This window comes from Nocardioides sp. Soil774, assembly GCF_001428125.1.
Taxonomy (GTDB): domain Bacteria; phylum Actinomycetota; class Actinomycetes; order Propionibacteriales; family Nocardioidaceae; genus Nocardioides.
Window position 1 is genome coordinate 297,031 of the sequence record NZ_LMSM01000006.1, and the last position, 12,947, is coordinate 309,977.

The 12,947-nt window shown below is 73.6% G+C and carries 7 protein-coding genes; 1 reads left to right on the forward strand and 6 read right to left on the reverse strand.

Features of this window, described 5'->3' with window-relative positions; genetic code table 11:
- Positions 1-59 precede the first annotated feature (59 nt).
- Positions 60-1,817 (reverse strand): GAF domain-containing SpoIIE family protein phosphatase, encoded by a 1,758-nt coding sequence (locus tag ASG76_RS07050; protein WP_162254094.1) that lies wholly within the window; start codon positions 1,815-1,817, stop codon positions 60-62.
- 130 nt (positions 1,818-1,947) lie between these two features.
- Between ASG76_RS07050 and ASG76_RS07055 the strand changes: the two genes are divergently transcribed.
- Positions 1,948-2,823, forward strand: coding sequence for a GAF domain-containing protein (locus ASG76_RS07055; protein WP_162254095.1), 876 nt, complete (start codon positions 1,948-1,950; stop codon positions 2,821-2,823).
- A 12-nt stretch (positions 2,824-2,835) separates the two neighbouring features.
- Here the strand turns inward: ASG76_RS07055 and ASG76_RS07060 are convergent, their stop codons facing one another.
- From ASG76_RS07060 to ASG76_RS19065, 5 genes are all read right to left on the reverse strand, one after another.
- A complete protein-coding gene (locus tag ASG76_RS07060) occupies positions 2,836-4,164 on the reverse strand; it encodes a lanthionine synthetase LanC family protein (RefSeq protein WP_056601772.1) in 1,329 nt (442 codons plus the stop codon).
- 42 nt (positions 4,165-4,206) lie between these two features.
- The gene (locus ASG76_RS07065; protein WP_200948091.1) at positions 4,207-4,866 is read right to left on the reverse strand and encodes an NAD(P)H-binding protein; all 660 of its coding nucleotides are present in this window, start codon (positions 4,864-4,866) and stop codon (positions 4,207-4,209) included.
- A gap of 23 nt (positions 4,867-4,889) precedes the next feature.
- On the reverse strand, positions 4,890-6,890 hold the full coding sequence (locus tag ASG76_RS07070; protein WP_082587333.1) for a hydantoinase B/oxoprolinase family protein: 2,001 nt from the start codon (positions 6,888-6,890) through the stop codon (positions 4,890-4,892).
- Positions 6,887-8,998: a hydantoinase/oxoprolinase family protein gene (locus ASG76_RS07075; protein ID WP_056601776.1), complete on the reverse strand. Its 2,112-nt coding sequence runs from the start codon at positions 8,996-8,998 to the stop codon at positions 6,887-6,889. Before ASG76_RS07075 ends, ASG76_RS07070 begins: the two co-directional genes overlap by 4 nt.
- 128 nt (positions 8,999-9,126) lie before the next feature.
- Positions 9,127-12,624: an FG-GAP-like repeat-containing protein gene (locus tag ASG76_RS19065; protein WP_056601778.1), complete on the reverse strand. Its 3,498-nt coding sequence runs from the start codon at positions 12,622-12,624 to the stop codon at positions 9,127-9,129.
- Positions 12,625-12,947: the final 323 nt, after the last annotated feature.

The window sequence follows — 12,947 nt, forward strand, 5'->3', positions numbered from 1 at the left end:
GACCTGCGGTTTCGGTGGCAACAGTTGCCACCTTGGTGGGATCTACGGCACCGCCGGGCTCAGGCCAGTCGCCGTGCGCCGAGGACCGCGATGTCGTCGTCGCGCGAGGGATCGCCCACCTGCTGGACCAGGGACGCGACGGCGTCGGCCAGGGGCTTGCCGCGGTGTGCCTGGGCGGCGCAGGCCACCCGCGCCTGCCCCTCGGTGATGTCCTCGCCGCGTCGTTCGACGAGGCCGTCGGTGAAGGCGATCAGGGTGTCCTCCACCGTGAACGCCACCACGGTCTCGCTGCGCTCCTGGATGCCCACCCCCAGCGGCGGTCCATCGGCCGACGGGAGCTCCACCAGCGTTCCGTCCCCCCTGACCAGCACGGGCGGTGGGTGCCCGGCGTTGCCGATCACGGCCTCGTCGCGGGCGGGGTCGACGAGCAGGTAGAGCAGGGTCACGAGCTGCTCGGAGCCGTAGTGGTCGAACATCTCGTCGAGGTGGCCCAGCACGGCCCGCGGTCGCGGGTCGAGAGCGGCGTACGCCCGCACCGCCGCGCGCACCTGCGCCATGGCCGCGGCAGCCTCGACGCCTCGGCCCATCACGTCACCGATGAAGAGGACGAGGCCGCCGTCGTCGCGCTCGATGACGTCGTAGAAGTCGCCGCCGACCTCGGTGCGACCGGCGGGGCTGTAGTGGTGGGCCAGCTCCCACCCGTGAGCAGCCGGCAGCGCGTCGGGGAGCACCGCGCGCTGCAGCTGCACCGCTGCGGCCAGGGTCTGGCTGTGGAGGTCGGCGTTGTCGAGGGACACAGCGGCCCGCTGCGCCAGCTCCTCGGCGAGCGCCAGGTCGTCGGGCGTGTAGTGCCGCTCGGACTCGGCCGCGACCCAGGTCATGACCCCGAGGATCCTCCCGCGGGCGACGAGCGGCACGGTCACGGCGCTGCGCAGGTGCAGTGCGCGCGCGATCTCGGCGTGCTCGGCGTCGACGGCGCCCGCGGTGAGCATGTCGTCGGTGATCTCGGCGATGAGCTCGCTGCGACCGGTGCGCATCACCTGCCAGGCACCGTGGGCCGCCTCGCGATCGGCGGGGTAGCGCTCTGCGAGGTCGTGCGCGAGCTGGACCTTGGCGGGGTCGACGTGGGCGACCGAGAGGCGGCGCAGGCGGCCGTCGTCCACCAGGTCGATCGCACACCAGTCGGCGAACGTGGGCACCGCGAGACGGGCGACCCGGGCAAGGGTCGCCTGGTAGTCGAGGCTGCTGGCGAGCTCGGTCGCCGCCTGTGCGAGGAACTCGAGCTTCGCGCGCTGGCGGGCTGCTTCGTGCTGTGCGGCGATGCGGCCGATGCTCTGCGCGCAGGCGTTGCCGAGGATGTCGAGGAACTCGATCTCCGCGTCCTCGAGGCGGCGCGGCTCGGTGAACGACAGGGTGATCGACCCGATGACGTCGTCGCCGCTCCCCAGCGGAAGGGTGACAAGGGTCTCCAGGCCCCGCGCAGGCACGTCGCTGAAGCGCGCGAGGATGGCGTCGCGACCAGTGACCACCAGGCGGCGGCCGGTGCGGATGACCTCCGCCGCGGGCAGGTCGGCGCTGACGGGGAAGGTGCTCCACCGCTCCTCGTCCCCGGCGAGCCCGCCGCTGAGGGCCACCAGGCGGGCCGTACGACGGTCGTCGCACACCAGCGTCATGGACGCGAGCGCCGCGCCCACAGCCTCGGCCCCGTGCATGACGACGGCCCGGGAGACCTCCTCGACGGTGCGCGCGTCCACGAGCTCGCTGGTGACCCGTGCCAACCGGGTCAACCGGTCGGGAAGGGGCAGGGGGCCAGTCACCGACCCATCATCGTGGCCGTCGGCGGCGGATGACGGGTTTTCGCACGGTTCCCACCCCTGCGGGGTGGTGTCGGCCATGGCGTGGACCTTCCCGGCGCACGTAGGCTCCCTCCGTGGACGGGGAGGGGTGGTGAGCGCCGTGGACCACACCGACGCCTGGGCCAGGGACTCCCTGGACCGGCTCACCGCCCTGCCCGGCGTACGTCGCGCGGGCGTCGCCCTGATGGAGGGCGGTGGCCGCAGGCTGAACTTCACCTCGGCGCACCACCCCGGCGAGGAGCCGGCGACGTGGTGCCACCTGGACGCCTACGACGACGTGCCGCTCAACACGGCCGTCCGCAGCGGGCGGCCGGTGGTGGGCAGCATGGGTCGCGTCAGCCGCACCCACCCGGCCTTCGTGGAGCGCCAGCAGGGCACTGAGACCCAGGCACTGGCCGCCGTGCCCCTGGTCTACGGCAACAGGACCCTGGGCGCCTACGTCGTGTTCTACAGCACCGTGCCGACCTTCCGCGACGACGAGGTCGCCGCCCTGTGCGAGCTCGGTGCCAGCCTGGGCGCGAGGCTCGGCGAGGCACAGGCCGACCACGTCAGGACACCGGGTGCGGCCGTCCGCACCGCCGAGCCCGGGTCCCTCGTGGTGGAGTTCTGGGTGCCGGGCGACCCGGCCGCGGTCGGGCCGGCACGACGACGGCTGCGCGACACCTTGCTGCTGTGGGACGTGGACGCCGACTCGACCGAGACCGCTGCGCTCTGCATGTCGGAGCTCGTCACCAACGCGGTGGTCCACTCCGGTTCGGGGTGCTGGGTCGAGGTGCTCAACGAGTCGGCCGCCATCACCGTCGCCGTACGCAGCGCCTGGTCGCCCCAGACGGTCACCGAGGCAGCAGCCAGCGACCTGATGCAGGTGCACGGGAGGGGCCTGCAGCTGGTGGCCGAGCTCACCGCGCGCTGGGGGTCCGAACCGGACGACGACGGCCTGACGGCCTGGTTCGTCCTGGAGGCCTGAGGCACCCGGGGCTCAAGCCCGCACGTTCCACCAGGTGTCGAGACGCGCCACCACCGGCGTCGTACGCCCCTCGCGCAGGACCCGCGCGAGCCGCATCAGGTGAGCCGCGATGCCGGCGGCGCCCTGCATCCAGCCGACGCCCGGCGGGAGCAGCGGCTCGTCGGCGCGATGCTCGGTGAAGCGCCACCAGGCGCGGTCGCCCTCGAGGAGCGCGCGCTCGACGAGCGCCTCGCCCAGCACCTGCGCGAAGACGAGGTCGTCGTCGACCCCGTCACGCTGCCAGGCGTCGAGGAAGACCTCCCCCACCCCGGCGGTGCCGCAGCAGCGGCCGTCGTTGTCCCAGAAACCCGGCCGCAGCCGCTCCGGGACGCCTGAGGTGCGGATGCTGCGCAGGCAGCGGCGGTGCCACTGGGCCGGGGTCTCCCCCGCCACGTCGGCGACGCCCGCGTGCTCGAGCGCGGTGAAGAGCAACGAGGTGCCGGCCGGGCCGTGGCACCAGGTGAACGTCACCTCGTCCGTGTCCGGCTCGCCCGGGATGACGTGCGGCACCACGAAGCCGCCCGCCGTCGTGTCGCCGAGCGTGACAAGGTGCTCGGCCCCGCTGCGCGCGGCCTCGACGAGGTCGGGACGGTCGAGCTCGCGGCCCGCGACGGCCAGCGCTGCGGCGATCCCCGCCAGGCCGTGCGACCAGTTGGGCATCTGCATGTCGCCCCGCTCGGCGCGCACCTGCTCGGTGAAGCGTGGCGGGAGGAAGGACCAGTTCGTGCCCGCGTCGGCGGGCTCGCGCTCGGCGAGCAGGATGTCGGCGGCCTTTCCGGCAAGCGCCGCGGCACCGGGCGTGCCGTGCCGCAGCGCCCACACGGCGCCGAGGAGGTTCGCGGCCGTGCCGAGCGTCGCGTCGTTGACCCGCGCGTGCGGGGCGAACCGCGGCGGCGTCATCCACGGCTGCTCCCAGCCGTCGTCGGTGGCGAGCTCGGCGAGGCGGGCCACGGCCCTGCCCGCGCCGTCCGCGCCGAGCGCGCCCAGCACGCCGAGGTCGCTCACCAGCCCGTCGAAGTAGGAGTACGCCGTCGTGGTGGCCAGGCCGCCCTGGATCCGCGCGGCGATGCCGTCCGCGAGTCGCTGCTCCTCGTCGGTCCACGGCCGTGTCTCGCGCACCTCGGCGAGCACGTGGGCCAGCCCGCCGATGCCGCTGTGCATGCCGTCGCGGTCCTCCGGCGCCTCGCCCTCGTGGGGCACCGACACCGGGATCCACGGCCCGGCGTCGTCCCACCGCACCTGGTCGAGGACCCAGCGCCAGGCGGCCCCACCGAGGTCGGCGTACGTGTCGGGGTCGGTCATGGCGCGATCATGGCAGGACCGCGGGCCGGAGCTCCTGCCCTTTTACGCACGTCCGAGCAGCGCCTGCAGCACCCGCGTGCCCACCGGCAGCCCGTGCGCGTCGTAGTAGGCGAACATCGCGCTCAGCCAGGGATGGGTGCCCGGGTCGTCGACCCGTCGCACCGGCACGCCGGCCTCGGCCGCGAGCTCGCGCACGGTCGCCACGCGCGTGGCGAGCTCATACGTCGCGCCGGCGTGGCCGGGCTCGGTGAGCACCACGGCGGCGGCGCGCCCGAGGTCGGCGAGGTCGAGGAACCCGAACGGCGCGTCGGGCGAGTAGGGCAGGTCGATCGGTCCGGTGAGGTCGAGGTTCTGCAGGTAGGCACCCGGCTGGAGGATCGTCCACGCCAGGCCGCTGCGCCGCACGAGGTCCTCGCTGACCGCCTTGCCGAGGTGGTGCGGCATCGCGGGCACGTAGGGCGAGGCCACCGAGTGGTGGACCACCCGCCCGACGCCGGACGCGGTCAGCGCCGTGATCACCGCCGAGACGTAGGCCGGCTCGTCGGGGTGCAGGTTGGGTGCGATGACGTACGCCGCCTCGCACCCGGCGACCGCGGCAGCGAGGTCCGTCCAGTCGGCGCGACCCAGCGGCGCCGCCTCGACCTCGCGCGCGGCGAGCGCGGCGCAGACGGCACGGCCGGTCTTGCCGTGCCCTCCGATCACCGCGACGCGCCGCACCGTCGTCCTCAGATCCGGTCGACCTCGGCGGACGCCGCGCCGTCGGCGAGCGCGGCGTAGCCCGGACCGCGGTCGAAGAACGCGTCGTCCTCCCGGCTCCACGCCTCGCGGCCCGCACGCTCGGCCTCCGTGGCCGCGGCGTCGAAGCCGAGGTCGTCGGCGTCCACGGAACCGGTCAGCACGACGCCGTAGTCGCGCAGCGCCGCCTCGGGCGAGACCTTGCGCCACACCACGTCGCGCACGACGAGCTCGGGGTCGCGGGCCAGGGGGTCGCCCCAGCCGCCACCACCGGTCGTACGGATCCGCACGAGCTGGCCGGCCTTGATCTCCTCGGCGTCGGCGAGGGCGTCGACCTCGCGCTCGTCGGGGCCGCCCGGGTCGATGACGACCTGGAACGGCGAGCCGGCCTTGCCGCCGCGCACACCCCAGCAGGCCAGGATCGAGCGGTCGGCGATGGACATGAAGTGGGCGTCCTTGAGCATCCGGATGTGCTTCTCGTAGCCCAGGCCGCCGCGGAACTGGCCGGCGCCGCCGGAGTCCTGGGCGAGGCCGAGGCGCTCGACGATGAACGGGAAGCGCGACTCGGTGAACTCGGTCGGCAGGTTGCGCGAGTCGGGCACCACGTGGATGGTGTCCTCGCCGTCGGCGTAGTAGCGCCCGCCCGAGCCGCCACCGAGGACCTCGCGCATGAGGTAGTCGTTGCCCTCGAGGTCCTTGCCGTAGACGCCCGTGTAGCGGATCGTCTCCTGGTCGGCCGGCATCTTGCCGTCGACGGCCTTGGCCACCACGCCCGCGAGCACGCCGAGCAGGCGCAGGATGACGAAGGTGCGGGCGTTGGTCGGCCCGGGGTGGATGGGTGTGAGGAGCGTGCCCTTCTCCGGGAAGCGCATCTCGATGAGCGGCACGATGCCCTCGTTGACGTCGAGCTCGGCCATCCGCTCGGGGGTGTCGGCGAGGTTGCGCAGGATCGGGGCGAGCCACTTCTTGAGGAAGTTGCCGCCGACGTAGTCGCCGCAGTGGTTGATCGGGCCCTTGGCCTGCGCGCTGGTGCCGGTGAAGTCGATGATCAGCCGGGGGCCCGCGGGGCGACCCTGCTCCGGGTCGGCCGGGGCGTCGCTGACCTTGGTCAGGGTGATCCGCTGCGTGTGCAGCTGCGGCTCATCCACGCCGTCGTGCTCGGCGTAGTCCTCCCAGACGTAGGTGCCGTCGGGGATCTTGGACAGGATCTCGCGGCGGTAGGTCTCGGTGGTCGCGTCGAGGATCGCGTCGAACGACGTCTCGATCGCCTCGCGGCCGTAGCGCTCGAACAGCTCGCTCAGCCGGCGCGCGCCCATCAGGCACGCCGAGCACTCGGCGTCGAGGTCGGCGGCGAGGCTGTCGGGCATGCGCGAGTTGCGGGTCATGATCCGCAGTGCGGCCTTGTTGGGCACGCCCGCGTCCCACAGCTTGATCGGCGGGACCGCGAGGCCCTCCTCGTAGACGCTGGTCGCGCCGCTCGGCATCGAGCCGGGGCAGGCGCCGCCGATGTCGTCGTGGTGGCCGAAGGCCTGGACGAACGCGACGACGCTCTTCACACCATTGTCCTCGTGGAAGACCGGCACCGTGACGCAGAGGTCGGGCAGGTGGCCGATGCCACCCTCGGACTCGTAGACGTCGTTGTGGAAGAAGACATCGCCCTCGCGCATCTCCTCCAGCGGGAAGTCGCGCACGATCGGGTGCACGAGCGCGCTGTAGGAGCGGCCGGTGAGCTTGCGCAGCTGGCGGTCGTGGATGCCGGCGCGGAAGTCGTGGGCGTCGCGGATCATCGGCGAGCGCGAGGTGCGACCGATGGCGGTCTCGACCTCCATCTCCACGCTGGCCAGGGTGCCCTGGACGATCTCGACGAGGATCGGGTCGACGCTCGCCCCCTCGGCGGTGAGGCGGTTGCCGTGCTCGTACGCCGTCGGCAGCCCGGCCGGGTTGACCGGCCTGGCGGTGACGTAGGCCGGGTCCACTGCAGTGGTGCTCATCGCACGGTCTCCTTGTCGCCGCTCTTGCGGATCACGAGGTTGGCCCAGTCGTCGACCGCGACCTCGAAGCCGGGGTGGACGGGGATGGTGGAGCCGAACTCCTCCACGATGGCGGGGCCGGTGAAGGTGTCGCCGGCGCCGAGGTCGCCGCGCCAGATGACGGGGGTGTCGACGTAGCCCTGGTCGGCGTCGAAGCAGACAGGGCGGGTGCCGCGGACCGCACGGTCCTCGACGGACCCGGCGGCGGGGGCGAGCGTCGGGATCTCCGGCCGCGTGATCGGCCCGACCCCGGTGACGCGGAGGTTGACCCACTCGACCTGCTGGTCGCGGTCGCCCCGGAAGTCGTAGCCGTAGAGCTGGCGGTGCTCGGCGTGGAAGGCCTCGGCCACCTGCGCGACGTACGCCGCGTCGACCTCCTGCTCCGGGCCGCCCTCGGGCGCGGCCACCCGGACCTCGTAGGCCTGCCCGACGTAGCGGACGTCGATCGTGCGGTGGAACTCATGCTCCGCGGCGGCGAAGCCCTCCTTGGCGAGCGCCTCGCGCGCCCGGTCGGTCAGGGTGTCGAGCACCGCCTGCACGGCCGCGTGGTCGATCGCGGACTCCTTGGCGACGTGGGTCTGCACGTAGTCGTTCTTCACGTCGACGGTCAGCAGGCCGAAGGCGCTGACGTTGCCCGGGTTGGGCGGCACGACGACGCCGGCCAGGTCGAGGATGTCGACGAGGCGGCACGCGAGCAGCGAGCCGGAGCCGCCGAAGGTGGTGAGCATGAAGTCGCGCACGTCGAGGCCGCGCTTGACGCTGACCTGGCGCAGGGCGTTGGCCTGGTTCCAGGCCGAGATCTCCAGGATGCCGGTGGCGCACCTCTCGAAGTCGACGCCCAGCTTTCCGGCCAGGTCGGCGATGCCGGCGCGGGCCGCCTCGACGTCGAGGGGGATCTCGCCGCCGAGGAGGTGGGGAGGGATCCGGCCGAGGGTGACGTGGGCGTCGGTGATCGTGGGGGCGGTGCCGCCCTTGCCGTAGCAGAGCGGGCCCGGGTCGGCGCCGGCCGAGTGGGGGCCGACCTTGAGGGTGCCCTCGGGCGAGAGCCAGGCGATCGAGCCGCCGCCGGCACCGACGGTGACGACGTCGATCATCGGGATCTTGCTGGGGTAGGCACCGACCGTGCCCTCGGTGGTGAGGGTCGGCTCGCCGTCGAGGACGACGGAGACGTCGGTGGACGTGCCGCCGCCGTCGCAGGTGAGGATCCTCGGGAAGCCGGCGACCTTGGCGATGAGGGCGGCGCCGAGCGCGCCCGCGGCCGGGCCGGACAGCACGGTGGTGATCGGCTGGTGCACGACCTCGTCGGCCGACAGCACGCCGCCGTTGGACTTCATGACGTAGAACGGGATCTCGTTGCCGGTGAAGTTGAGGAGGCGCTCGGAGATGTTGGTGACGTAGCGGCTCACGTTGGGCTTGACCGCGGCGTCGACCAGCGTGGTCATCGCCCGCTCGTACTCGCGGTACTCGCGGAGCACCTCGCTCGAGATCGACACGACAGCCTCGGGGTGCTCGCGGCGCAGGATCTCGCGCATCCGCAGCTCGTGGTCGTCGTTGGCGTAGGCGTGCAGGAAGCAGACCGCGATCGTGGCGATGCCCCGGTCGCGGAACCAGCGGGCGGTGGCGACGGCGGCGTCCTCGTCGAAGGGCCGGACCTCCGCGCCGGTGAAGTCGAGGCGACCGCCGACCGTGCGGACCCGGTCGGCGGGCACGATGCGGTCGGGCTTGACCCAGAAGTAGGAGTTGCCGTAGCCGTCGGGCACCGACTGGCGGGCGATCTCGAGCATGAACTCGTAGCCCTCGGTCGTGATGAAGCCGAGCGCCTCGACCTTGCCCTCGAGCAGCTTGTTGGTGGCGACCGTGGTGCCGTGGGAGACGGCCGTGATGTCGCTGCCGTCGGCGTCGATCGTGGCCAGGATCTTCTCGATGCCGGCGATGAAGCCGTCGGCCGGGTTGCCCGGGGTGCTGGGGGTCTTGGTCGTGACCAGCTCCCCGGAGTCCTCGTCGAAGGCGACCACGTCGGTGAACGTGCCACCGGTGTCGATGCCGATCCTGATCCGCCGATTGCTCATGGGGTCGATCCAACCGCTCGTACGCCGTCGCGAACCACGGCAATTCCTGCCGACGGACAGGGCATTCGCTGGCAGATGCTGGGCAACCCTGCACCACGAGGCGTAGAACCGGCGTGGACGGGACACACTCACCCCTGACCCAGGACGACCCCGAGATCGCTCGCGCCACCTGTCGCGACCTGGCGCCTCGTGGTGATGCTGCTCGGCATCGTCGTCGCGTTCGTCGGCGCAGCCGGACCCTTCTGGATCATGAACGCGACCTGACCCCGGTCACAGGTCGCGCAGGACCCGCCAGCGGAGGACGGCCGGCGTGGTCTCGCGCACCCCGCTCGCGCTCGTGGCGCGGACCCGCAGCACGTGGCGCCCGAGCGCGAGCCGGCGCACCCTGAGTGGGGACGAGCACGCACGCCACCGCTCGCGGTCCAGCCGGCACTCGAAGCTCGCCACCGGGTCGTCGGCCCGGAAGCGCAAGCGTGCGCTGCGCGACGTCGTACGAGCACGGGGGTGCCGGGTGATGCGGGTCGACGGCTCGGCGGCCGGGGTCGGGGTGGTGCCCGGCGTCGGGGTCGGCGTCGGGGTCGGCGTCGGTGTGGGGGTGGTGCTCGGGGTCGGCGTGGGGCCCGTCGTCGGGCTGGGGCTCGGGCTGGGACTCGGGCTGGGACTCGGGCTCGGGCTCGGGGCTCGGGCTCGGGGTCGGACTCGGGCTGGGACTCGGTGTCGGGGCGGTCGGCGTGGGCACGTCCGCGACCGCGACGGTCCACAGCTCGCGACCGGTGGCCGCGTCGTCGAGGACGAGGACGACCCGCCCGCCGACCACGACGGCCTCCCCGGCGTGGCTGCCGCGCGCACCGGCGGCGACGTCTGCCAGCCGCGAGGCGCCGGAGCCGGAGAGCACCCACGGCTCGTCGCCGCGGTCGGGCGTGCTCGCGCGCACCAGCAGCCGGTCGCCGAGGTCGGCCAGCGGCACCGGGTTGCTGTCCGCCGGGGCCGGGCGCGAGGTCGGCGACCTGCTTCGTGCCCGCGGCCGTCCCGTCGCTGGTCCAGGGCTCGCGTCCGGACGGACCCGTGCGGGCGCTGAACCACCACCCGCTGCCCCACGCGCGCAGGTCGGCGGGCGCGCTCTCGCCGCGGCTCGACCCGACGGGCGTCTGGTAGAGCCCGTCGTCCAGGTCGGCGACCATCGTCGCGTTCTCGCGGTAGAGCTCGACGCCGTAGCCGTCGGCGCTGGCGGCGAGCAGCGCTTGCGCGCCGCGCGGTGCCGGCGCGCCCAGCACCTGGTCGTCGTTCTCGTCCCACTCGTAGGTCAGGGTGCCGGTCGTCGTGCCGTCGGTGCGCACCAGCCGCTGGTCGACGCGGTACCACGCACGCCCGTCGGGCGCCTCGGTCACGCCGCCGTGCACCAGCAGGTCGCCGGAGCCGTAGGACAGGTCGCGGTTCGGGATCAGCTTCTGGGTGCCGGCCCGGGTGCCGTCGGAGCCGAAGAGCGCGACGTAGCGGTAGCCGTCCTCGTTCTCGGTCTCCCGGGCCAGCCAGGTGACCCGGTCGCCCGCGGCGGCGATCCAGCGCACGTGCGAGTCGTCGAACGGCAGCCCGTAGCCGAACGTGGTGGTGTCCACGACGAGACGCGTGCCGGCGGCGTCGCTGGTCCACAGCTCACGACCTGCCGCGGTCCGTGCCGAGAAGAACAGCCTGTCCCCCACAGCCGTGAGCTCGAGCGGACGCGCGCTGGCGGTGCCGGCGACGACGTCGGCCTCGAGCCGGGTTCCCGTCGGGGTGCCGTCGCTCGACCACAGCTCGCGTCCGTGCACCCCGTCGTCGGCGGTGAACCAGACCCGGTCGCCGACGACCTCGAGGTCCATCGGCGTCGAGGACGCCTGTCCGGGTCGTACGTCGCTGAGCAGGCGCGTGCCGGCGGGGGTCCCGTCGCTGACCCACAGCTCGCGGCCGGCCTGCGCGGTGCGTGCGGTGTAGACGACCGCGTCGCCCAGCACGACGAGGTCGCGGGGACTGCTGCCGGCCGCGCCCGGCCAGGCGTCGGCGAGGCGGGTGAACGGGCCCGGGTCGCCGGCGGCGCCGGGCTGGGCGGCCGCGGCCAACGCCTGGCGAGGCACGCCCTGCCGCCTCGGGCCGCCGGCGTACTGCCCCCAGTCCGCCGGCGCCGCGGTGCCGGTCGGGTACTCGAAGGCGTAGAGGCCGGGCCAGTAGCCGCCGAAGTTCTCGGGGTGGTAGCCGGCGACGACGAGCTCGGAGCGCCCGTTGCCGTCGAGGTCGGCGATCGCCGGGGTCCACCCGGTCGAGGTGTTCATGCGCAGCGGGAACCCCGGCAGCGCGACGCCGGTGCGGTCCCAGGCCCAGACGAAGTGGTAGCGCTTGCCGTCGGCGTCGTAGGCGAGCCCGGACGCGACGACGTCCTGGAGGCCGTCGTTGTCGAGGTCGCCGATGACGGGCGACGTGTCGAGGACGACGCCGGGCTCGAGCAAGGGGATCGGCCGCGGCCACCCCGGCAGCTCCGTCCCGTCGCCCTGGTAGGCGTGCACCAGCTGCGGCGAGCCGACGACCACCTCGACGTCACCGTCGCCGTCGAGGTCGCCCAGCGCGGGGTGCTGCGTCGTCGTCGCCTGACCGGCGTCGCCGCCGACCATCCACCGCGCGACCCGGCCGCCGTCGGGACGGAGCACCTCGATCGAGCCGCCGGCCTCGACCACGACCTCCGGGCCGGCGGCGCCCACCACGTCGCCCACCGCGATCCGGTCCATGTGGTCGAAGCCCTCCACGTGCACCGGCCAGCCCGCGACCGCGGTGCCGTCGCCGTGCCAGGCGCCCACGTTGGACTCGCCGCTGTAGGAGGCCCCGCCACCCACGACCTCGGGGCGGCCGTCGGCATCGAGGTCGGCGACCGCCGGCTCGGCCTGCTGCTGGAACGCGCCGGGACCCGGCAGGGGCCACCCGCCGTCGCGGACGTCGTCGCCCTGGGCGTCGAGCATCGAGTAGTAGTGGTCGTCGGGGTTGTAGACGAGGTCGTCGGTGCCGTCCGCGTCGCGGTCGATCGCGGCCGCCGGGTGCAGCCCTCCGATGAAGTTCGTCCGCGGCCAGCCGGGCAGTGCGCGGCCCGCGCCGTCCAGCGCGGTGATGCGGTCGAGGAAGTTGTTGCTCACGACCTCGAGGCCGGGCCGTGCCGGATCGAGCTCGGCCAGCGAGAGGTACTCGTGCGAGCGGGTGCCCACCGGCCAGCCCGGGAGGATCGACCCGTCGGGGTCGACCGCGGTCGTCGTGCCACGGGCGATGCCGCTGACGAGCACCTCGAGGTCGGGATCGCCGTCGACGTCCCCGACGAGGACACCGCTGCCGCAGCACTGGTAGGTCCCTGCGGTGAAGAGCATGTCGACCGGGAAGCCGGGCTTGAGCAGCGGCGCGCCCGTCTGCGCCTGGACGAGCGCCGGCTCGCGAGGTGCGTCGGTCGGTGCCTGGGTGGCACGGAGCGTGCGCTCCCCCGCGCCACCGCCCGGAGCGGCGGGCGCGGGSGAGCCGAGCCCGGCGGTGGCGACTCCGGGCGCGGCGAGACCGGACGTGGCCAGTCCCGACGTGGCGATGAGTGCGAGTGCTGCGGTTGCGACGGCTCTGCGCACGTCTGACCTCCCCCGATGGTCCGTGCAGCGTAGGACGCGCTCGACCCGCCCGCCACACCCCTGTGAGCCGCCCGGGGAAAGGAGAAGGGCCCTCGACGGTATGAGCGTCGAGGGCCCTTCGATGACGAACGGGTCGCCGTGGCGTCCGGTTCGTCGGGGTGACCGGTCGTGGTGATGATCCCGGTCGACCGCTCCGTCGCTCGGACCCCAGTCACCGCATCACCCGGTGGCTGCGACGGGCCCCGGCAAGCCGGCGTACGTCGTGTGGATCCTCCTTGCGGAGCCGTCCCGCCTCCCCTTGCGGGGCTGCGTAGGGAGAGTTC